The organism is Kocuria sp. GQ42 (assembly GCF_059758435.1).
The window spans coordinates 1-19,440 of sequence record NZ_JCAXEN010000006.1; the positions used below are offsets into that span (position 1 = coordinate 1).

The 19,440-nt window shown below is 75.0% G+C and carries 21 protein-coding genes and 2 riboswitches; of the genes, 9 read left to right on the forward strand and 12 right to left on the reverse strand.

Annotation, left to right across the window (positions count from 1 at the left end):
* Positions 1 to 80: 80 nt before the first annotated feature.
* Positions 81 to 1,202, reverse strand: coding sequence for an alanine dehydrogenase (gene ald, locus AC6CH6_RS12685; RefSeq protein WP_498255392.1), 1,122 nt, complete (start codon positions 1,200 to 1,202; stop codon positions 81 to 83).
* A gap of 112 nt (positions 1,203 to 1,314) precedes the next feature.
* Between ald and AC6CH6_RS12690 the strand changes: the two genes are divergently transcribed.
* Positions 1,315 to 1,821: an Lrp/AsnC family transcriptional regulator gene (locus AC6CH6_RS12690; RefSeq protein WP_368812905.1), complete on the forward strand. Its 507-nt coding sequence runs from the start codon at positions 1,315 to 1,317 to the stop codon at positions 1,819 to 1,821.
* Between the two features lie 15 nt (positions 1,822 to 1,836).
* Here the strand turns inward: AC6CH6_RS12690 and AC6CH6_RS12695 are convergent, their stop codons facing one another.
* A complete protein-coding gene (locus AC6CH6_RS12695) occupies positions 1,837 to 2,808 on the reverse strand; it encodes an NAD(P)/FAD-dependent oxidoreductase (RefSeq protein ID WP_498255393.1) in 972 nt (323 codons plus the stop codon).
* A 26-nt stretch (positions 2,809 to 2,834) separates the two neighbouring features.
* A complete protein-coding gene (locus tag AC6CH6_RS12700; RefSeq protein WP_498255394.1) occupies positions 2,835 to 3,692 on the reverse strand; it encodes a class I SAM-dependent methyltransferase in 858 nt (285 codons plus the stop codon).
* A 47-nt stretch (positions 3,693 to 3,739) separates the two neighbouring features.
* Between AC6CH6_RS12700 and AC6CH6_RS12705 the strand changes: the two genes are divergently transcribed.
* Positions 3,740 to 4,390, forward strand: coding sequence for a helix-turn-helix domain-containing protein (locus tag AC6CH6_RS12705; protein WP_498255395.1), 651 nt, complete (start codon positions 3,740 to 3,742; stop codon positions 4,388 to 4,390).
* A gap of 48 nt (positions 4,391 to 4,438) precedes the next feature.
* Here the strand turns inward: AC6CH6_RS12705 and AC6CH6_RS12710 are convergent, their stop codons facing one another.
* A complete protein-coding gene (locus AC6CH6_RS12710; RefSeq protein ID WP_498255396.1) occupies positions 4,439 to 5,818 on the reverse strand; it encodes an MFS transporter in 1,380 nt (459 codons plus the stop codon).
* 230 nt (positions 5,819 to 6,048) lie between these two features.
* Between AC6CH6_RS12710 and ppgK the strand changes: the two genes are divergently transcribed.
* Entirely contained in the window at positions 6,049 to 6,906 is an 858-nt protein-coding gene (gene ppgK / locus AC6CH6_RS12715) for a polyphosphate--glucose phosphotransferase (protein ID WP_498255397.1), read from the forward strand.
* Positions 6,907 to 6,921: 15 nt separating this feature from the next.
* Here ppgK and AC6CH6_RS12720 read toward each other — a convergent pair whose 3' ends face one another.
* The gene (locus tag AC6CH6_RS12720; protein ID WP_498255398.1) at positions 6,922 to 7,101 is read right to left on the reverse strand and encodes a hypothetical protein; all 180 of its coding nucleotides are present in this window, start codon (positions 7,099 to 7,101) and stop codon (positions 6,922 to 6,924) included.
* Between the two features lie 350 nt (positions 7,102 to 7,451).
* Between AC6CH6_RS12720 and AC6CH6_RS12725 the strand changes: the two genes are divergently transcribed.
* On the forward strand, positions 7,452 to 7,799 hold the full coding sequence (locus tag AC6CH6_RS12725) for a hypothetical protein (RefSeq protein WP_498255399.1): 348 nt from the start codon (positions 7,452 to 7,454) through the stop codon (positions 7,797 to 7,799).
* A 64-nt stretch (positions 7,800 to 7,863) separates the two neighbouring features.
* Here AC6CH6_RS12725 and AC6CH6_RS12730 read toward each other — a convergent pair whose 3' ends face one another.
* The 7 genes from AC6CH6_RS12730 to thiE all read right to left on the reverse strand — a co-directional run bounded on the left by AC6CH6_RS12730 (position 7,864) and on the right by thiE (position 13,942).
* On the reverse strand, positions 7,864 to 8,067 hold the full coding sequence (locus AC6CH6_RS12730; RefSeq protein WP_133411606.1) for a hypervirulence associated TUDOR domain-containing protein: 204 nt from the start codon (positions 8,065 to 8,067) through the stop codon (positions 7,864 to 7,866).
* A 110-nt stretch (positions 8,068 to 8,177) separates the two neighbouring features.
* Positions 8,178 to 9,869 (reverse strand): MDR family MFS transporter, encoded by a 1,692-nt coding sequence (locus AC6CH6_RS12735; protein ID WP_498255400.1) that lies wholly within the window; start codon positions 9,867 to 9,869, stop codon positions 8,178 to 8,180.
* Positions 9,866 to 10,492, reverse strand: coding sequence for a TetR family transcriptional regulator (locus AC6CH6_RS12740; protein ID WP_498255401.1), 627 nt, complete (start codon positions 10,490 to 10,492; stop codon positions 9,866 to 9,868). Before AC6CH6_RS12740 ends, AC6CH6_RS12735 begins: the two co-directional genes overlap by 4 nt.
* Before the next feature lie 84 nt (positions 10,493 to 10,576).
* Entirely contained in the window at positions 10,577 to 10,906 is a 330-nt protein-coding gene (locus AC6CH6_RS12745; RefSeq protein WP_368812916.1) for a DUF3140 domain-containing protein, read from the reverse strand.
* A 175-nt stretch (positions 10,907 to 11,081) separates the two neighbouring features.
* The gene (locus tag AC6CH6_RS12750) at positions 11,082 to 11,990 is read right to left on the reverse strand and encodes a VOC family protein (RefSeq protein WP_095650719.1); all 909 of its coding nucleotides are present in this window, start codon (positions 11,988 to 11,990) and stop codon (positions 11,082 to 11,084) included.
* 99 nt (positions 11,991 to 12,089) lie between these two features.
* Complete coding sequence (locus AC6CH6_RS12755; protein ID WP_498255402.1) at positions 12,090 to 13,124, reverse strand: hypothetical protein; 1,035 nt, start codon at positions 13,122 to 13,124, stop codon at positions 12,090 to 12,092.
* 98 nt (positions 13,125 to 13,222) lie between these two features.
* The gene (thiE, locus tag AC6CH6_RS12760; protein ID WP_370658578.1) at positions 13,223 to 13,942 is read right to left on the reverse strand and encodes a thiamine phosphate synthase; all 720 of its coding nucleotides are present in this window, start codon (positions 13,940 to 13,942) and stop codon (positions 13,223 to 13,225) included.
* Positions 13,943 to 13,957: 15 nt separating this feature from the next.
* Positions 13,958 to 14,061, forward strand: a riboswitch (TPP riboswitch).
* Here thiE and AC6CH6_RS12765 point away from each other — a divergent pair.
* The 5 genes from AC6CH6_RS12765 to AC6CH6_RS12785 all read left to right on the forward strand — a co-directional run bounded on the left by AC6CH6_RS12765 (position 14,057) and on the right by AC6CH6_RS12785 (position 19,437).
* Positions 14,057 to 15,412 carry an FAD-dependent oxidoreductase gene (locus AC6CH6_RS12765; protein ID WP_498255403.1) on the forward strand — a complete coding sequence of 452 codons (1,356 nt, stop codon included), beginning with the start codon at positions 14,057 to 14,059 and terminating at the stop codon, positions 15,410 to 15,412. Its footprint overlaps the riboswitch before it by 5 nt.
* Positions 15,409 to 15,648 (forward strand): sulfur carrier protein ThiS, encoded by a 240-nt coding sequence (gene thiS / locus AC6CH6_RS12770; protein ID WP_109244369.1) that lies wholly within the window; start codon positions 15,409 to 15,411, stop codon positions 15,646 to 15,648. The genes AC6CH6_RS12765 and thiS overlap by 4 nt, the downstream gene beginning before the upstream one ends.
* Before the next feature lies 1 nt (position 15,649).
* On the forward strand, positions 15,650 to 16,534 hold the full coding sequence (locus tag AC6CH6_RS12775; RefSeq protein ID WP_498255404.1) for a thiazole synthase: 885 nt from the start codon (positions 15,650 to 15,652) through the stop codon (positions 16,532 to 16,534).
* On the forward strand, positions 16,531 to 17,706 hold the full coding sequence (gene moeB, locus AC6CH6_RS12780; protein ID WP_498255405.1) for a molybdopterin-synthase adenylyltransferase MoeB: 1,176 nt from the start codon (positions 16,531 to 16,533) through the stop codon (positions 17,704 to 17,706). The genes AC6CH6_RS12775 and moeB overlap by 4 nt, the downstream gene beginning before the upstream one ends.
* 173 nt (positions 17,707 to 17,879) lie before the next feature.
* A riboswitch (SAM riboswitch) is annotated at positions 17,880 to 17,974 on the forward strand.
* Between the two features lie 113 nt (positions 17,975 to 18,087).
* Positions 18,088 to 19,437, forward strand: coding sequence for an acyl-CoA dehydrogenase family protein (locus AC6CH6_RS12785; RefSeq protein ID WP_498255406.1), 1,350 nt, complete (start codon positions 18,088 to 18,090; stop codon positions 19,435 to 19,437).
* Positions 19,438 to 19,440: the final 3 nt, after the last annotated feature.

A 19,440-nucleotide genomic window follows, 5' to 3' on the forward strand; every position in this document is an offset into this window, starting at 1 on the left:
AACGGAGCTGACCAGGGCGATCGCCCGGGTCGGCACGCCGTCCCGGCCGCCGGCTGATCCGTCCGGCGCGGGCGGGCGGCTCAGGCCGCGGGCAGCAGCTCCGCCCGGTCGACGACGTCCAAGCCGTGGGCCTCGCCGACCGAGCGGTGCGTCACGTGGCCGGCCATCGTGTTGAGCCCGCCGGCCAGCGCGGGGTCGGCGGCCAGCGCCGCCGCAACGCCACGGTCGGCGAGGGCGGTCACGTAGCGCAGCGTCACGTTGGTCAGGGCGTAGGTGGAGGTGTTGGGCACCGCGCCCGGCATGTTGGCCACGCAGTAGAACAGGGTGTCGTGCACCGGGAAGACCGGGTCCTGGTGGGTGGTGGGACGGCTGTCCTCGAAGCACCCGCCCTGGTCCACGGCGATGTCCACCAGGACGCTGCCCGGCTTCATCCGCCCGACCATCTCGTGGGTGACCAGCTTCGGGGCACGGGCGCCGGGCACCAGCACCGAGCCGACCACCAGGTCCGCCTCGGTCACCGAGCGCTCCACCTCGTAGGCGTTGGAGGCGACGGTCCGCAGCCGCCCGGCGTACCGGTCGTCCAGGGCGCGCAGCCGGTCCACGTCGATGTCCAGGATCGTGACCTCGGCGCCCAGGCCCACGGCCATGGCGGCCGCGTTGGTGCCGGCCACGCCCGCGCCGATCACGGTCACCTGGGCGGGGCGGACCCCGGGCACGCCGCCGAGCAGGACGCCCTTGCCGCCGCCGGTGGCGGTCAGGGCCGAGGCCCCGGCCTGCACGGAGAGCCGGCCGGCCACCTCGCTCATCGGCGCCAGCAGCGGCAGCCGTCGGTCCGCGGTCTGCACGGTCTCGTAGGCGACGGCCGTGACCCCGGCGGCCAGCAGGGCGCGGGTGAGCTCCGGCTCCGCGGCCAGGTGCAGGTAGGTGAACAGGACCAGGCCCTCCCGGAACCGGTGGTACTCGGAGGCGATCGGCTCCTTGACCTTCAGCACCAGGTCCGCCCGGGCCCACAGCTCGTCCGGGTCCGCCACGACCTCCGCGCCCGCGGCGGCGAAGTCCTCGTCCGCGAAGCCCGAGCCGACGCCGGCGCCGGCCTGCACGAGCACCCGGTGGCCGCGGCGGCGCAGCTCGTGCACGCCGGAGACCGTGATGGCCACCCGGTGCTCGTTCGTCTTCACTTCGGTGGGAACGGAGATGATCATCGAGGGCCTTCCGCAGAAAACGTAGAGTGGGTGTCACAAAACTACGATCCGTCACCGTTGCCGGGGCAGAAGTCGACGATCCTTCGGCAATCGGTGCAGAACTGGACGAACCATGGAGAAGGTGACCCCGCCCACGCGGTCCGCTCCGCAGGATCGGCGGCCCCGGGACGAGCTGGACGATCTCGACCGGCGCCTGCTCGCGCTGCTGCGGGAGAACTCCCGGGCGACCAACCAGGCGCTCAGCGAGGCCCTCGGCGTGGCCCCGTCCACCTGTCTGGCCCGGATGAAGGGTCTGCAGCGCTCGGGCGTGATCCGCCGGTTCACGGTCGAGGTGGACCCCCGGGCGCTCGGGAGCACCATCGAGGCCCTCATCAGCGTGCGCCTGCGGCCGGGGGCCCGGCACCTGATGTCCGCGTTCGGCGAGGGGCTGAAGTCGGTGCCCGAGGTGTCCCAGTTCTTCTTCCTGGCGGGCTCGGACGACTTCCTGATCCACGTCACGGCGCGGGACACCGACCACATCCGCCAGTTCGTCCTCGAGCACCTGTCCTCCAACCAGGCGGTGGCGGCCACGCAGACCAGCCTGGTGTTCGAGCATGTCCAGGGGTCCGTGGAGCCCTGACCGCCCCCGAGACCCTCAGCCGCGGCGGGGCGTCCCGGCCGCGGCGCCCTGCGCACGGGCCCGCACGGCGGCGGCCGCCTCCTCGGCCACGAGGTCCGCGTTGATCGCGGCGGCCGCGCCGACCCCCGCCCCCGCCGCGGAGGAGACCATGGCCGAGAGGTCGCCGGCGTTGCCGGCCGCCCACACTCCGGGGATCTCGGTGCTGCCCATCGGGCCCGTGGCGATGAGCGCCCCCGCGGGGTGGTCGGTCAGGGTGCCGCCGAGCTGCTCGTACAGCTCGGCCCGGGCCGCGAACCGGGGCGCCACGACCAGGGCGTCCACCGGGACCTCCTGCCCGTCGTCGAGGACCACGGCGCGCAGCACGTCCCCGTCGGTGCGCAGCCGCTGCACGGGCCCCTCGACCACCCGGACCCCGAGGGCGGAGAGCTGCTCCCAGGCCTCGGCACCGGGGTCGGGCATTCGGTGCGGGAAGAAGGTGACGTCCTCGCTGAGCTGCCGGAACAGCAGCGTCTGGTGGATGCTCATGGGTCCCGCGCCGAGCACGCCGATGCGCCGGCCGCGGACCTCCCACCCGTGGCAGTAGGGGCAGTGCAGCACGCTCCGCCCCCACAGCTCGGCCACGCCCGGCACGTCGGGCAGCTCGTCGACCAGCCCGGAGGCGAGCAGCAGCCGCCGCGCGCGCAGCACACCGCCGCCGGCGAGACCGACCGTGAACCCCTCCTCCTCCGCCCGGGCGGTGACGGCGCGGTCCCGGAGGATCTCCGCCCCGTACTGCTCCGCCTCCCGCCGGCCGGCGGCCAGCAGCTCGAGCGGCGGGATCCCCTCCCGCCCGAGGAGGTTGTGCGCGCCGCCGGCCGGGGCGTTGCGGGGTTCGCCCGCGTCCACCACGACCACCGAGCGCAGGGATCGCGCCAGGGCGACGGCGGCGCTCAGGCCGGCCGCGCCGCCTCCGACGACGACGACGTCGTACGCGGAAATGCTGTTCATGGTCCGTGTCCTCTCGTGCTGGTGGTTCATGCCCGGTGCGCCGCCCAGACGATGCGTCCGGCGCGCAGCACCAGGTCCTCCCGGTGCAGGACCGCGCCGGGGGAGTCCTCGGTGAGCAGGTGTTCGAGGGCGAGCAGGTCGTCGGCGGCCAGCCGGCCGGCGAGGACCGGGAGGGCGCGGCGCAACGAGAGGTCCGCCCAGCGGCCCGTGCCAGGTGGGGCCGGCTGCGCCTCGACACTGAACCGGCGCCGCCCCGCGAGCCGGAAGCCGGCCTCCTCCAAGCGGGGCCCCCAGTCGGGCACCGCGTTCCAGTGCGCCCGGGCGAGGACCTCGTGGCAGCGGCGCTCCAGGCCCGGGCGGCCGATCCCGATGTCCTCGGGCAGGAACCGCGGCAGCGCGTCCATCTCCACGACCGCGAGGAGCCCGCCGGGGCGCATCCCGGCGCGGAGCTCGCGCAGCAGCCGGTCCGGCGCGGCGAGCTCGTGCAGCGAGGAGGCCGCCCAGGCGAGGTCGACCGCGCCGACCTCGGGCCAGGCGGTGTCCAGATCGGCCTGCATCGTGCGGATCCGGTCGGACGGGCCCGGTGCGCCGGCCGTGGCGCGCAGCCGCTCGAGCCTCGCTGCCGACCGGTCGATCGCGACGATCTGCGCCGACGGGAAGCGGCGAGCCAGGAGCCGGCTGCCGGGCCCGGTCCCCGCGCCGATGTCCGCGACCGTGGCCGGTGTGCCGCGGACGTGCTGGGCGACCCAGTCGAGCACCTCCTCCAGCAGCGGGCCCAGGATCTCGGCGTCCAGCTCGAGCAGCTCGGCCAGTCCCTCGTCGTCGTGCTGCTCGGGGTGGGTGTGGTGCCCCGCCGTCGGGTGCGGGGAGTCGTGCGGTGTCATGCCTCCACGGTAGGCCGGAAATGCCTTCGGGGCATAGACTCTTGCCCATGACGCAAGAACTCGACCTGGACGCCGTGATCCGCCGGCGCATCCGCGGTCTCCGGCTGGCGCGCGGCTGGTCCCTGGACGCGCTCGCGGCCCGGTGCCACCTCAGCCCGTCCACGCTGAGCCGGCTCGAGACCGGGCACCGCAGGATCGCCCTCGACCAGCTGGTGCCCATCGCCCGGGCGCTCGACACCTCGCTCGACCAGCTCGTCGAGTCCCCCGAGGACGAGGACGTGGTGATCCGCCCGCAGCCCAGCAGCACGCCGGGGCTGACCATGTGGCTGCTGTCCTCCGAGCGGGCCCTGCACGGGATGACCGTGGCCAAGATGCGCATCCTGCCGGGCCCGCCCCCCGCACCGGACCGGCTGGCGGTGCACCCGGGCCGGGACTGGTTCACCGTGCTCTCCGGGACCGCCCGCCTGCACCTGGGCGAACGGGTCGTGGTGGTCGAGGCCGGTCAGGCGGCACAGTTCTCCACGATGGTCCCGCACGCCATCGTGGCGCAGGGCGGACCGGTGGAGATCCTCACCGTGCTCGACCATGACGGCGAGCGCGCCCATCTGCACGCGGACGAGCCTGCCGAGGACCGGCGGATGCGGATGCCGGCCGACCGCCCGGCGCCCGGCCAGGACGGACCCGACCCGGCCGGGTGAGGTGCGGCCGGGGCCGGGCCGGGGCGCCCGGGCGGCGGGCCGCTCGGCTCAGGCGCCCGGCGCCGCCGGCGCCGTCTCGGCGCGCCCCGGCCGCCCGCGTCGCGCGGCCGGACCGGCCGGGCCCGGGAACTGCGGGATCAGCGCCACCGACCCGGCGGCGACCAGGGCCACAGCGGCGAAGACGATGAAGTTCCACTGGAACGGCAGGGCCATCGAGCCGATCCAGCCGCCGATGAGCGGGCCCGAGATCGCGCCGATCCGGGCGAAGGACAGGGCCCAGCCGGTGGCGGTGGCCCGGGAGTGGGCGGGGTAGTACTCGGCCACCCATCCGGTGAGCACCAGCGAGGTGGAGATCGAGCCGATGCCGGCCAGGGCCACGAACACGTAGTTGACCACGATGCTGTTGGGGAACATCAGCAGCAGGATCCCCGCCCCGCCCAGCAGGTAGAAGACCACCAGGATCAGCTTCTTGCCGTACGCGTCCGCGGCGCGGCCCAGGGCGATGCCGCCGGCGGCCGAGGCGAGGCTGAAGACCACCAGGAACGTCAGGGCCGGGCCGAGCTCGTAGCCGGCCGAGCGCATGATCGAGGGCAGCCACGTGTTGAGGCCGTAGACCAGGACCATGCCGCAGAACAGGGAGACCCAGAAGAACACCGTGGCGGTCAGGTAGCCGCCGGAGAACATCGCCGACAGGGACTGCTTCCAGCCGACGGACCGCGCCTTCGCCCCCTCGGAGAGCACCGGCGTCCAGTCGCCCTCGACGAACGGGGCCACGTGCAGCCGCTCCGCCAGGCGGGCGGCTTCCTCGCGGCGGCCCTTGCCCATGAGGTACTCGAGGGACTCGGGCAGCAGCCTGGCCACCAGCGGTAGCAGGACCACGGGCAGGAACCCGACGCCGACCACCCAGCGCCAGCCCAGTGTGGGCAGCAGGACGATCGCCACGAGCGCGGCGGCCAGGATGCCGAGGGAGTAGCCGGAGTACATCACGCCGTAGTTGAAGGACCGGCGCCGCGGCGCCGAGTACTCGATGGTCAGGGCCGCGGCCACCGGGATGATCCCGCCCATGCCCAGGCCGCCGAGCAGCCGGAAGAGCCCGAAGACCTCCGGGGTCGGGGCCAGCGCGGCGCCCAGCTGCATGGTGGTGAAGATGGCCATCGAGACCAGCAGCATCCTCCTCCGGCCGATCCGGTCCGAGAGCGTGCCGATGACCATGGCTCCGATGAGCATGCCGACGAGGGCGTAGGAGCCGAGGCCGCCGAGCTCCAGCGGGGTGAGGTCCCACTCCCGGTGCTCCGCGAGGGCGGGCAGCACGGCGCCGAGCACGCCGACGTCGTACCCCTCGGCCAGGATCGCGAGCCAGCAGGCGAGCAGCACCCGGTTGGTCGTCTTCGGCGGGACGGGCCATGCGGCGGTGGTGGGACTGGTCATGCGGGGAAGTCCTTCGAAAGGCGGCGGGACGCCGGGGCGCCGGGCGGGGCGCGGGCGCTCGCCGGGGTGACCGGGACCCCTCGATTCTAGGGAACGCCCGGGGCGGGACGGTGGCGCCGGACGGGTGGCGGGGCCGGCGCGAATAATTGCCGTCCCCGCCCGGTTGTACAGTCGAACAGGCGCCGCCCGCTCGAGGGCGCGCCGTCCCCGCCTCGATCCAGGACCGTGAGATGACCTGTGCCCTGCCGTCCGTCCGGACGCCCCCGACCGTCCCGCACGTCTCCGACGGGGGCGACGACGCCCGCTGCCTCGGGGTGGACATCGGCGGAACGACCATCAAGTACGCGGTGGTGGACCCGGTCCGCGGCACCACCGTGGGCCCGGTGCGCCGGGTGCCCACGCCCGCGCCGGCCACCCCGGCCGCGGTGGTGGCCGTCCTGCGCGGGGTCCTGGAGAAGCTGGAGCGCGAGCCCGGGCCGGGCGGGCCCCTGGCCGGGGTCGGCGTGGGCGTCCCGGCCATCATCGACCACGGCATCGCCCGCTCCGCCGCCCACCTCGACGACTCCTGGATCGGCACGGACGCCCGGGAGCTGCTCGCCGCCGGACTGGGGCGCGAGGTCGCGGTGCTCAACGACGCCGACGCCGCCGGGCTGGCCGAGGTGCGCTTCGGCGCCGCCCGCGGCGCGAGCGGGACGGTGCTGGTGATCACGCTGGGCACCGGGATCGGCTCGGCGCTGTTCCTGGACGGGGAGCTGATCCCCAACAGCGAGTTCGGCCACGTGTGGCTGGACGGCCGGGACGTCGACGGCTGGGCCGGCGCCTCCGCCCGGATGGAGGAGGCCCTGGACTGGCCGACCTACACGGACCGGCTCCAGCGCTACCTGTCCCACCTCGAGCGCTTGATCTCCCCGGATCTCATCGTCCTCGGCGGAGGCATCAGCGAACGGCACCAGGAGTTCCTGCCGCACCTGCGGCTGCGCGCCCGCGTGGCCCCCGCGCAGCTGCGCAACGCCGCCGGCATCGTCGGTGCCGGTCGCCAGGCCCACCTCGGAGCCCTGCGGGCGTCCGGCCTCGTCGGCAGTCGCTGAGCCGGACCGGGGGCATCAGCCCCTGGTGTGCTCCGGCATCGGGGGAGCCTCATCGGGCCGCCGGGCGGTCTCCCGGGCGTCCAGCGGGCCGGTGCCCGCGGCGGTGGACCGTCGTTCCGGCAGCGCGCCGGGCCGCCCCCGGTCCTGCTGCTCCAGCCGGCAGAGCGCGGCATTGTTCATGTTGATCGTGATCACGGCATCGACCCCTCGTAGCTCATCTCAGTGAATGTATGCGCGCCGCGGGGCCGCGGCGCAGACATCGGGGCGTTCCGTGCGTCACAGTCGGCCGTGCCGCCTGTCCGCCCTGGTCAGAAGCAGGTTGAGGGCTCGACGACTGTGACTCTGTGACGCCCGGCGACGCCCGGGACGCTGGTGCCTGCAAGTTCGTGCACCGCGGCCGGCGGGCCGTGGACCGATGCGAAGGACTCTTCCCCTGTGTGATGTGGCTCTCTATCATGGGAAGGGACAGCGTGGTCGAGCACACCCGCCCGGCACCGGGACCTTCTGCAGCTCCCGATGCGCTCGCCCGACTGGAGATCCCCACCATGAGCCTTTCCGAACTGACCCCTGTTCCCGACGACACGGGACCCCTCGATGTCCTCCCCGGCATCGGCGTGGGTCCGGTCGTCGACCCGATCTCCTCCATCACCGTCTCCCACGTGGCGCGCTACCGGATGCGCACGGACCGCGCAGGGCTGAACCTGCGGGCGGGCGAGGTGGTGCTGTGCGCGCCCTACGATCCGGTCGAACTGGGCATGGTCGTCCTGGTGCGCTGCGAGGTCGACGGGTACAGCCCGGGGGCGCTGGTCCCGGCGTCCGACGTCGAGTACCTCGAACCGGCCGGCCCGTCCTTCGGCCCGTTCGTCTGGGGCACCCCCGGCGTCCGCGGCTGAACGCCGCGTCCTGCCCGCCTGCCGCCGCGCCCGTCCTCCGGCCCGCGGCGGGGCCGGTCTCCGGCTAGGCCTCGGTGAGGGCGTCCGCCTTGTGGGTCGCCCGGGCCCCGGAGCTGTCGGACTCCACGATGTAGTGGGGATCGTCCGTGCTCGCGCGGTACGTGCGCCCGTCGAGCTCGAAGTCCTCGGTCTTCTTCTCGACGACCTTCCCCTCGGTCCTGCCCTGCGGGGTGTTCCACGTGACCCTGGTGCCCTTGCTCAGACCCATCCGCTGCTCCTCTGCTCGTCGGTTCCGGAGCTCGTCCGTTCCGGTGCGCGTGCGCCCCGGGGCCGCCGCCCGTGCGCGGTCCTCAGCCTACGGAGCGCTCCGCGTCCCGGCTAGCGCGACGCGGAGGCCGGCTCGAGGGCGGCCGGGTCCTCGCGCGGGTCGCGGGCGTCCCGCGCGTCGTCGCCGGCGTCCCGATCCTCGTTGTCGGCGCGCGGCGCGGCGGGCTCGTCGGCGGTGACCACGAGGCGGCCCTCGGCGAGCGCCTCCGGCTCGACGTCCGGCTCGATCGTGGTGGCCAGCGGCTTCTCGGCGACGAAGCACAGCACGGCGGCCGCCAGCAGCCCCAGGGGCATGATCCACAGGTAGATGGGCGTCAGGGCGTCGTTGTAGGAGGTCACGATCGGGTCCTGCAGCGCCTGCGGCAGGGACGCGACCACGGCGGGGGTGAGCGAGTTGGCCCCGCCGGCGCCGCTCTCGAGCGCGGCCGCCGGGACGCGCTCGGCCATCAGCTCGGCCAGCCGGCTCGCGAAGACGCTGCCGACCACTCCCGAGCCGAGGGTGGCGCCGATCTGGCGGAAGAAGTTGTTCGCCGCGGTGGCCGTGCCGACCTGGCGCAGGGGGAAGGTGTTCTGCACGATCAGCACGAGCACCTGCATGGACAGGCCCAGGCCCAGGCCGAGGACCGCGATGTAGAGGCAGACGTGCCACACCCCCTGCTCGGAGGTCAGGGTGGCGAGCAGCCCCATGGCCGCGGCCACGATCACGCTGCCGGCCACCGGCAGCCACTTGTAGCGCCCGGTCCGGCTCACCGCCTGGCCGGCGAGCACCGAGGTCACGAGCATCGTGCCCATCATCGGCACCATCAGCAGCCCGGACCGGGTGGCGTCGACGCCGAAGACCATCTGCAGGTAGGTGGGCAGGTAGCCGAGGGCCCCGAACATCGCCACGCCGGTGAGCAGCCCGGCGAGGGTGGTGAGGACGAAGTTGCGCTCGCGGAACAGGTGCATCGGGATGATGGGCTCGGCGGTGCGCCGCTCCACGGCCACGAACGCCGCGGCGGACACGAGCGTCCCGGCGATCAGACCGAGGATCACGGGGTCGGTCCAGGCGTACTTGCCGCCGCCCCAGGTGGCGAACAGGACCAGGCAGGTCGTGGCCACGGCCAGCAGCACCATGCCGCCGATGTCCAGGCGCGGCCGGCCGCCGTGCCGGGGCAGCTTGAGGAACAGGACGGCCCCGGCCAGCGCCAGCAGCCCGAGCGGGATGTTGATCCAGAAGACCCAGCGCCAGCCGGGTCCCTCGGTGAAGAAGCCGCCGAGCAGCGGGCCGGCCACCGAGGACACCGCGAACACCCCGCCCATGACGCCCATGTACTTGCCGCGCTCCCGGGCCGGGACCACGTCGGCGATCGCGGCCTGGGAGAGGATGATCAGCCCGCCGCCGCCGAGACCCTGGATCGCGCGGGCCGCGATGAGGACCTCGATAGTGCCGGCGAGCGCGCCGACCACGGAGCCGGCCATGAACACCAGGATCGCGCCCAGGAGCAGGGGCTTGCGGCCCATCAGGTCCCCGAGCTTGCCGTACACGGGCATCATGATCGTCGAGGCGAGGATGTAGGCCGTGATCACCCACAGCATCTCGTCGACCCCGTTGAGCTCGCCCACGATCGTGGGCAGCGCCGTGCTGAGGACGGTCTGGTTCAGTGCGGCCAGCAGCATGGAGAGCATCAGGCCGACGAAGAGCAGCGCGAGGTGCCGGGAGCCGGAGACCGTTTCGGCGCGGTGGGCGGGGGCGCGGGTCATGAGAGCTTCTCCTGGAGACGGTGGAGGAGGGTGAGCGCAGACTCGTGGTCCTCGGTGGGCAGGCCGTGCGCCGGGGAGTAGCTCTCGGCGGTGATGGCGAAGCGCAGCGGGACGCCGCCGAGCAGGACCAGCATCCGGGCGACCTCGTCCACGCGGTGCTCACCGATCCCGGCCGACCACGCGGGGTCTCGGGCCAGCAGCTCCGCGAGGGTGTGGCGCACCAGGGCCTCGGCCTCGAGCATCAGCTCGTGCCGGCGGCGGCCCAGGCTCGGGTGGTCCTGCAGCAGCCTGCGGCGCCGCTCGGCGTCCCGTCCCGCGTAGGCGCTGCGGGAGACGGCCAGCAGCAGGCGCGAGACCTGGCCCAGCAGGTCGTGCTCGAGGGAGAAGCCGTCCAGCAGCTCGGGGTCCAGCGAGGGGGCCCGCATGCCCAGGACGGCGTCCTCCTTGGCGGGGAAGTAGTTGAAGAAGGTCCGCGGGGAGACGCCGGCCGCCGCGGCCACGGCCTCCACCGTGGTGCCCTCGACCCCGTGCTGCACCGCGAGGGCGGCGGCCGCCTCGTGGATGGCGGACCAGGTCTCGGCCTTCTTGCGGGCGCGCAGGGTGGGAGGGGAGTCGTCGTTCACGCCCATATTTTTGCACTTCTGCAAGTTTTGCACAACTGCAATATTCGCCTGGCCCGCCGGGCGGCGCGGGCCCGGCCCTCCGGCTCAGTCCTTCAGGGGGTCGTGGCCCCAGTTCATCAGGGAGTAGCGCCACCGGGTCTCGCGCACGTCGCCGTCGGGGCGCTGGGCCAGGTGGCGGTGGACGTAGCCGACCACCTTGCGCATGTGCTCGTGGTCGGCCTCGGTGCGCTCGCCCTTCGGCTTCTGCAGGATCTCCACGATCCGCCGCCCGGAGCGGTGGCCCACCGACTCCCCGCCGTCGTCCTGGCCCACCGAGGTGGACTCGTCGGTGTCCAGCCACGTCGACAGCTGCTCGGCGGTCATGTTGACGGCCTCGTCGAAGTCCTTGCCGGTGGTGTCGTCCTTCTCGCCCATGCCCTGCTCCTCGCTCTCGGACCGGGCGGCCGCCGTGTCGCCGCACGCCCTCGGTGCCCGGGCGCCCCGGGCACGAGGCCCAACCTACCGGCGCGCCGGGGTGTCGGCGAGCAGCCGCGGGGCGTCGAGCACGGCGCCGCCGGCGGGTGGGCGCGGACGCGGCACCGGGCCGGGACTACGCCGCGACGCCCACCTGGATCAGGGTGTTCCAGGGGTCCTCGAAGCGCAGCACGGCGCCGTCGTGCCGGGTGGGGATCCGGTGGTCCGCGAGCCGGGACGCCAGGGCCGCGACGTCGTCGGCGTCCGGCAGGTCGATGTTGACCTGGCCCAGCCCCAGTGACGCCGCACGCGGGCCGGCCCCGGCGCTCTGCCAGGTGTTGAGCGCGATGTGGTGGTGGTAGCCGCCGGCGGCGATGAACAGGGCGGAGCCGATGTCGCTCATCACCTCGAAGCCGAGGACGTCCACGTAGAACTGCCGGCCCAGCGGGATGTCGCCGACCTGCAGGTGCACGTGTCCCAGGGTGGCCGGCGGTGCCGGGGGCCGCCCGCCCTGCTCGGCCAGGTGTTCCTGGAGGAAGCCGTTCGGGTCCAGGGGGTTGGAGGCCAGCGTCAGCAGGCCGGTGGGCTCCCGTCGCCACGTCTCGCGGGGACGGTCCGTGTAGAGCTCCACCCCGTTGCCCTCGGGGTCGTCGAAGTAGAAGGCCTGGCTGTAGAGGTGGTCGGCGCTGCCGGTGAAGGAGCGGGGCGCCACGGTCGCCACCGACGCCAGCGCCGCGGCCAGGGCCGGCTCGTCGTCGAAGACCACCGCGGTGTGGAACAGGCCGGCCTGCCCGCGGCGGGCCGGCGGGAGCTCCTTGACCTGGCGCAGCCGCACGACCGTCCGGCCGTCCCGGCCCAGGACCGCGGTGTCCCCGGCGTGGGCGAGCACGTCGAGGGTCACGGCGTCCGAGTAGTAGGCGACCATCGTGTCCAGGTCGGAGACCAGCAGCTCCACCGCGCCCATCCGGGTGTCCGCGGACAGCAGGTCCTCGGCGGGGCGCTTCGTCAGGCTCTGGGGAGCGGGGTTCTGGGGAAAGATCGGCATCGCGGGGTTCTCCGTCGGCAGGGGCGGCGCATTGGTTGATATGTCCCCAAGAATAGCCCCAGAAGCTTTCCCGTGCAAGTAAATGGTGGTGCGGTGGGCTCAGAGGATGAAGATCAGGGCGGCGATCACCGCCAGGATGCCCAGGAAGACGAACCCCCACGCCTTGAGGTTGTCGGAGTCGTCCTCCTCGGGCTCGGCCTGGCGCGGCGGCCACCCGCCGGGGCCGGGCCCGAACACCGGCCCGGAGGCGCCCTGGGTGCCGGGCTGCTGGTCCCCTGGGCCGTACCCGGGGGTGCCGTATCCCGGACCGCCCGGGCCGGGTGCCCCGGGTCCGGGGTACTGGCCCGGGAACTGCCCGGGCGGCGGCGGGGCCGGGCTCGCGGGGCTCACCCCCCACCGGGGGTTCTCGGGCGAGCCCGCCGGAGGGGCGCCGGGCGGGGGCGTGCCCGGGCGGATGTCACCGTCCGCGGCCGGGCCGGCCACGGAGGAGGATCCTGCGGCCGGGCCCGACGCCGGGGGAGCCGCCGGCGGCAGGGTCTCGCCCGAGAGCACGGGCCCGTCCTCGCGGTGGCCCCGCTCCGCCTCGTTGAGCAGGGTCACGAACTGCTCGAGCGGCTCGGACCCGTCGTGCTCCCGCGCCAGGAAGCGCTCGGCGCGGCGGCGCACCACCTTGTAGACGCGCCCGTCGTCGGGGACGCCCAGGTCCCGGGCGGCCCGGGCCACGGCCAGCGGGGGCTGCTCCGGCAGGGGGTTGGTGCCCCACTCCAGGAGCCCGGTCAGCAGCGGGCGCTCGAGCACGGCGGCCAGGGCCGCCCGGGCGCCCGGCACCCGGGTCAGCTCCAGCAGCCCGCTCGGCGGCGCGGACGGGCACCCCGGCACGTCGCTGGGCAGCCGGGCGGCGCGCTCCAGCCAGAAGGTGTCGCCGAAGAGGGTGGCGAGCAGCACGGCGGCGGCGAGCCGGTCGTCGCTCGGGGCGGCGTCCTCCGGGAGGCCCTGCTCCCAGTGCGTGCCGAGGGCGCGGCGGGCGGGCTCACCGGCCAGCCGGACGCGCAGCTGCGCGTCCTCCGGGCCGCGGGCGGTCTCCGCGGGGCGCTCCACCGCGTGCCGCACCTGGGGGTCGAGCTCGGGGTCCATGGGCCACCTCTCCGTCGTCGTCCTGCGTCCATGCTCTCAGAACGTGCTGGACGGCGGCGGGGAGCCGACGGTGAGCCGGGCGGCGGTTCGCCCCGGGCTCAGGCGGGGAGCAGGCCGCGCAGCTGCCCGGCGGCGACGCGGGGATCGGGGGCCTCGGTGACGGCGCGGACGACGACGACGCCGCGCGCCCCGGCCTCCAGCACCTGCGGGAGCCGCGGCTCGTCGATGCCGCCGATGGCGAACCACGGCACGGGCAGGACCTCCGGGTCCGCGTCCAGCCGGGCCTCCGTCAGCTCGGCGACCGCGCGGACGAACTCCAGCCCGGTGGCCGGGCGCCCCGGCTTGGTGGGCGTGGCCCAGACGGGCCCGGTGCAGAAGTAGTCGACGTCCGGGTCCTCGAGCGCCGCCGTGGCCTGTCCGAGGTCGTGGGTGGAGCGCCCGATCAGCACGTCGGGGCCCAGGAGCCGCCGGGCCTGGGCGGGGCTGAGGTCGTGCTGGCCCACGTGGAAGACGTCGGCGCCCACGAGCGCGGCGATGTCGGCGCGGTCGTTGACCGCGAACAGGGCGTCGTACTCGGCGGCGACCCGGCCCAGCAGCTCCAGCGCGGCGATCTCCTCGTCCGCGTCGATGCTCTTGTCCCGCAGCTGGACGATGTCCGCGCCGCCGGCACAGACGGCGTGCAGGAACTCCTCGAGGTCGCCCCGGTCCCGGCGGGCGTCCGTGCACACGTACAGCCGGGCGGCGAGGAGGCGGGCCGTCCGGGTGTCTCGCAGGGAGGACTCGGCGGGGGCGGAGGCGTCACGGGTAGGGTGGGTCACACGCTGATGATAGGTCAGCGGTTCTGCGGGAGCCCCACCGGGGGCTGAGAGGGCGTCCAGCGCCGACCGCCACACCTGATGCGGGTCATGCCGCCGGAGGAAAGGACGTTCCCTGTGACTGCCGCGCACCCCGCCCCCACGACCGCGCCCCACCCGCTGGTCGACCGGCCCGAACACGTCCGCGCCGACGTCGCCGTCGTCGGCGCCGGGGTGATCGGCCTGGCCACCGCCTGGGAGCTGCGCCGCCGCGGCCGCTCGGTGGTCGTGGTGGACCCCGAGCCGGGCTCCGGCGCCAGCCGCGCCGCGGCCGGGATGCTCGCCCCGGTGAGCGAGGTCCAGTACCAGCAGGAGCCCCTGTACCCCCTCATGACCGCCTCGGCCGCCGAGTACCCGGCGTTCGTGGCCGCCCTCGAGCAGGCCGCCGGCGGGACGGTGGGCCACCGGGCCACCGAGACCCTGGTCTGCGGCGTGGACGCCGCCGACCGGCAGGCCCTGGCGGACCTCCGCGCGCTGCAGGGGCGCCACGGCATGACGGTGGAGCCGCTGACCCTGCGCGCCGCCCGCACCCTCGAGCCGGCCCTGAGCCCGCGGCTGTCCGCGGCGTTCCGGATCCCCGACGACCACCAGGTGGACCCGCGCCGCCTCGTGGCCGGGCTGCTCGCGGCCCTCGTCGCCCCGGAACTCCCCGACCCCCCGGAGCCCGCCGGGCTCCCGGCCGCGCGCGACGGCGGACCGGCCCGCCTCGTCCACGACCTCGCCACGGGGCTGCGCCGCAACGCCGAGGGCGCGGCGACCGGCGTCCGCCTGGCCGGCGGCGGGATGGTCTCCGCGACCTGGACGGTCCTCGCCCCCGGGGCCGGGCTCGGTGAGCTCGAAGGACTGCCGGAGGACTGGCACCCGCCGCTGCGGCCGGTGCACGGGGACATCCTGCGCGCCCGGGTCCCCGCCGGGGCGCCGGAGCTGCTCGAGCGCACGGTCCGCGGCCTGGTGCACGGGGTGCCCGTCTACTTGGTGCCCCGCGCCGACGGGACCGTGGTGATCGGGGCGACCTCCCGCGAGGACGACCTGTCCGGTCCCAGCGCCGGCGGCGTGTTCCGGCTGCTGCGCGATGCCCAGGCGCTCGTGCCCGGCGTCGCCGACCTCGAGCTGGTCGAGGTGCTGGCCCGCGCCCGGCCCGGCACCCCGGACGACATCCCGTACCTCGGCCGGGTCCGCGACCCGGACGGCTCGCCGGTGCCGGGGCTCGTGGTCTCCACCGGCTACTTCCGCCACGGCGTCCTGCTCGCCCCGCTGGCCGCCCGGCTCGCCGCGCAGCTGGTGACCGGCGGGACCGGAGCCGACCTGGCCGCCGACGCCGAGCACCTCGCCACCACCGACCCGCACCGCTTCGACCGCCCCGTCGAGGCCCGTCCAGAGGATCCCGCGCCGGCCGCCGCCGGGCCCGGGCCCCGGAGCAGGAGCACCCGATGACCGCCATCACCCTCAACGGCCGCCCGCACCGCGTGGCGGCGGAGGCGACCGTCGTCGACCTCGTCGCCGAGACCGTCGGCCGGGCCCTGGGCCCCGACGGCGCCCCGCTGGACGGCGGGCGCCTCGGCGTGGCCGTGGCCGTGGACGCCGCGGTCGTGCCCCGCAGCCGCTGGCGGCGGACCCCCGTGGCGGAGGGCCAGTCCATCGAGATCATCACCGCCGTCCAGGGAGGCTGACGTGACCGCCCCGCACCCCGACCCCCTCGTGCTCGACGGCATCGAGCTGAGCTCCCGGCTGATCATGGGCACCGGCGGCCTGAGCTCGCTGCACACCCTGGAGCAGGCGCTGCTGGCCTCCGGCACCGAGCTGACCACCGTGGCCCTGCGCCGCTACGCCCCCGGCCAGGGCGACTCCCTCTTCGCGCTGCTCGAGCGCAACGACATCCGGATCCTGCCCAACACCGCCGGGTGCTACACCGCCCGGGACGCGCTGCTGACCGCCGAGCTCGGCCGGGAGGCCCTCGAGACCGACTGGGTCAAGCTCGAGGTCATCGCGGACGAGGACACGCTGCTGCCCGACGTGGTGGAGCTCCTCGACGCCACCGAGCAGCTCGTGGCCCGCGGCTTCAAGGTCTTCGCCTACACCTCCGACGACCCGGCCGTCGCGCGCCGCCTCGAGGACCTGGGCGCGGCCGCGGTGATGCCCCTGGGCGCCCCCATCGGCACCGGGCTGGGCATCCTCAACCCGCACAACATCGAGCTCATCGCCTCCCGGGCGTCCGTACCCGTGGTGCTCGACGCCGGGATCGGCACCGCCTCCGAGGCCGCCCTGGCCATGGAGCTGGGCTGCGACGCCGTGCTGCTGGCCAGCGCGGTCACCCGCGCCCAGGACCCGGTGGCGATGGCCACCGCCATGCGCCACGCCGTGCTCGCCGGCCGGCTCGCCGCCGGAGCCGGGCGCATCCCGGCCCGCCGCCACGCCCAGGCGTCCTCGCCGGCGGCCGGGCGGATCGACACGGACGCCGCCGGTGCCAGGCCGGCCGCCGGGCCGGCCGCCGGCCCCTCAGCCGGCCCGGCGGACGTGCCGCGCGGGGACTGGGCGCCCGTGGGGGAGCGGCCGTGAGCCCGCTGCCCCCGCTCGTGGAGCCCGGCCCCGAACTGACCCGCGAGGAGCTCGAGCGCTACGCCCGGCACCTGACCCTGCCCGGGATCGGGACCCTCGGCCAGCGGCGGCTGCGGAACGCCCGCGTGCTCGTCGTCGGCGCCGGGGGGCTCGGGTCCCCGGCCCTGCAGTACCTCGCCGCGACGGGGGTCGGGACCCTCGGGATCGTCGACGACGACGTGGTGGCGCTCTCCAACCTGCAGCGACAGGTGGTGCACACGACCGCCGACGTCGGCCGCCCCAAGGCCGTCTCCGCCGCCGAGGCCGTCACCGCGCTCAACCCGCTGGTGGAGGTCCGCACCCACCCCGTCCGGCTGGACGCGGACAACGCCGTGGACATCATCGGCCGGTACGACCTGGTCCTGGACGGCGCCGACAACTTCGCGACCCGCTACGTGGTCAGCGACGCCGCAGCCCTGACCGGCACACCCTGCGTGTGGGGCTCCATCCTGCGCTTCGAGGGGCAGGTCAGCGTCTTCTGGGCCGGGCACGGGCCCACCTACCGGGACCTCTACCCCGAGGCCCCGCCGGACGGCGAGGTGCCCAGCTGCGCCGAAGGCGGGGTCTTCGGCATGCTCCCCGCCACCGTCGGCGCGGTCATGGTCACCGAGGCCGTCAAGCTCGTCACCGGCACCGGGGAGCCCCTGCTCGGGCGGGTGCTGCTGCACGACGCGCTCGCGATGACCTGGCGCGAGATGCGTCTCACCCCGGACCCCGACGCCGCCCCGGTCACCGCGGTGGCCCAGCCCGCCGCGGTCTGCGCGCTGCCCGGCGCGGACCCCTCCGAGACCGTCGGGGCGGCCGAGCTGGCCCGGCTGCTCGAGCGCCGGGAGCGCGGGGAGGCGTCCTTCGCCCTGGTGGACGTGCGCGAGGACTGGGAGCGGGAGCTCGTGGCCATCGACGGCGCCGTGCCCGTCCCGCTGCAGAAGATCCTGGACCGCGGAGCGGACGCCCTGCCCCCGGAAGCCCGCGGCGCGGACCTCGTGCTGCACTGCAAGGCCGGCGCCCGCTCCGCGACCGCGCTCGCCGCGCTGCGGTCCTTCTACGCCGGGCGGGAGGAGCGGGTCCGCCACCTGGAGGGCGGGGTGCTCGCCTGGGTGGCGCAGGTGGACCCGGACCAGCCGGTGTACTGAGCCGATCGGCGACCCCGCCCTGTTCTTTCCTGTCCGGGGTGGCGGGCGTGCCGCGCCGGGCCTGTACACCAGGCGGGCCGAGGTGACGGTCTGTGACGTCGTCGTGACCTCCGATGACGTCCGGACGTCATCCGGTGGCACCGGACCTCGGTGGTCTGGTGCCATGTCAGACGTCACCATTCAGAGCGGCCGAGAGATCTGGCTCGACGACGCCGCAGCAACCCGCCCTCCTCCGGGGTCAGGGTGCTCATGCCAGAACCGATGGAGATCCCGGATCTGCAGTCGGTCCGTGACGTCAGCCTCCTGCGCTGCCGCCACCGGACCCGCCCCCGGCGCGACCGGCCGACCGGCAATCCTCGGTGCGACCGAGAGGACCACCGCATGACCCCGAGCACGGTCGAGGAGACCACCGCCCATCCCCGCGCCGGCACCGACCTCGCCGCCGGCCTGCCCGGGGACTACGCCGGGCTGCGGGAGCACTTCCGGCCGCTGTTCGCGGAGATCGCCGCCGGCGCCCTGGACCGGGACCTCCGGCGCTCGCTGCCCTACGCGGAGGTCGGCCGGCTGGACCGGGCCGGGTTCGGCGCCCTGCGCGTCCCGGCGGCCCACGGCGGCCCCGGGGTCAGCCTCGAGGTCTTCACCCGGCTGCTGGTCGACCTGGCCGAGGCCGACTCCAACATCGCCCACCTCTACCGCTCCCACCACGGCTTCGTGGAGTCCCTGCGCTTCCTGCCCCGGGAGCTCCAGAAGGTCTGGTACCCGCGGGTGCTGGCCGGAGCCACCGTCGGCAACGCCTCCACGGAGAAGGGCGGCAACGCGCTCGGCACCCTGAACACCGTGCTGAGCCGGACCGCCGAGGGTTGGGAGCTCACCGGCCGGAAGTTCTACGCCACCGGTTCCGTCTTCTGCGACTACACCCGTGTCTCGGCCGCCCTGGACGGCCGCGACGGGCGCCGCTTCGCCGTCGTCGCCACGGACGCCGAGGGCGTGACGCTCGAGGACGACTGGGACGGCTTCGGGCAGAAGCTCACCGGCACCGGCACCGCGGTCTTCGACCGGGTGAGCGTCCCGGACGACGCCGTGCTGGACCGCACCGCCGGCAGCGCGGAGGCCGTCCACGAGGCCGCCTTCTTCCAGCTCGTGCTGCTGGCCGTCCTGGCCGGCATCGCCCGGGCGGCCCGGAGGGACGCGGTGGAGACCATCGCCGGACGCCGCCGGACCTTCAACACCGGGCTCGGCCTGCCCTTCCGCGACGACCCGCTGATCCAGGAGGCCACCGGACGGATCTCCGCCAAGGCCTTCACCGCCGAGGCCACCGTCCTGCACGCCGCCCGCGCCCTGGACGCCGGGATCGCCGCCGCCGCAGCGGCCGGCGCCGACCGGCCGGACTTCACCGGGACCCTCCCGGCGGCGCTGCACGAGTCCGAGATCGCCGTGGAGCACGCCCAGGTCACCGTGCCGGAGCTGGCGCTCGGCGCGGCCCAGGACCTGTTCCTCACCGTGGGCGCCTCCGCCACGTCCACGGCCAAGGGCCTGGACCGGCACTGGCGCAACGCCCAGACCGTGGCCACCCACAACCCGATCGCCTTCCGCGCCCGCGCCCTCGGCGACTACCTCATCAACGGCACCCTGCCGGAGGGCCTGAACGCCATCGGCGACGCGAAGACCGGCGCCGCGATTGATGCCAAGGCCGACGCCACGACCGACGCCGACCGAACCCCAGGAGCCTGACGC

Bases quoted from the DNA above. Each gene is read 5' to 3' on its own strand.
- AC6CH6_RS12695 (WP_498255393.1), bottom strand. From the start codon at position 2,808: ATGAACAGCATTTCCGCGTACGACGTCGTCGTCGTCGGAGGCGGCGCG.
- AC6CH6_RS12755 (WP_498255402.1), bottom strand. From the start codon at position 13,124: ATGGACCCCGAGCTCGACCCCCAGGTGCGGCACGCGGTGGAGCGCCCC.
- AC6CH6_RS12750 (WP_095650719.1), bottom strand. From the start codon at position 11,990: ATGCCGATCTTTCCCCAGAACCCCGCTCCCCAGAGCCTGACGAAGCGC.
- AC6CH6_RS12690 (WP_368812905.1), top strand. From the start codon at position 1,315: ATGGAGAAGGTGACCCCGCCCACGCGGTCCGCTCCGCAGGATCGGCGG.
- AC6CH6_RS12710 (WP_498255396.1), bottom strand. From the start codon at position 5,818: ATGACCAGTCCCACCACCGCCGCATGGCCCGTCCCGCCGAAGACGACC.
- thiS (WP_109244369.1), top strand. From the start codon at position 15,409: ATGACCGCCATCACCCTCAACGGCCGCCCGCACCGCGTGGCGGCGGAG.
- AC6CH6_RS12700 (WP_498255394.1), bottom strand. From the start codon at position 3,692: ATGACACCGCACGACTCCCCGCACCCGACGGCGGGGCACCACACCCAC.
- AC6CH6_RS12730 (WP_133411606.1), bottom strand. From the start codon at position 8,067: ATGGGTCTGAGCAAGGGCACCAGGGTCACGTGGAACACCCCGCAGGGC.
- ald (WP_498255392.1), bottom strand. From the start codon at position 1,202: ATGATCATCTCCGTTCCCACCGAAGTGAAGACGAACGAGCACCGGGTG.
- ppgK (WP_498255397.1), top strand. From the start codon at position 6,049: ATGACCTGTGCCCTGCCGTCCGTCCGGACGCCCCCGACCGTCCCGCAC.
- AC6CH6_RS12735 (WP_498255400.1), bottom strand. From the start codon at position 9,869: ATGACCCGCGCCCCCGCCCACCGCGCCGAAACGGTCTCCGGCTCCCGG.
- AC6CH6_RS12705 (WP_498255395.1), top strand. From the start codon at position 3,740: ATGACGCAAGAACTCGACCTGGACGCCGTGATCCGCCGGCGCATCCGC.
- AC6CH6_RS12785 (WP_498255406.1), top strand. From the start codon at position 18,088: ATGACCCCGAGCACGGTCGAGGAGACCACCGCCCATCCCCGCGCCGGC.
- AC6CH6_RS12725 (WP_498255399.1), top strand. From the start codon at position 7,452: ATGAGCCTTTCCGAACTGACCCCTGTTCCCGACGACACGGGACCCCTC.
- AC6CH6_RS12745 (WP_368812916.1), bottom strand. From the start codon at position 10,906: ATGGGCGAGAAGGACGACACCACCGGCAAGGACTTCGACGAGGCCGTC.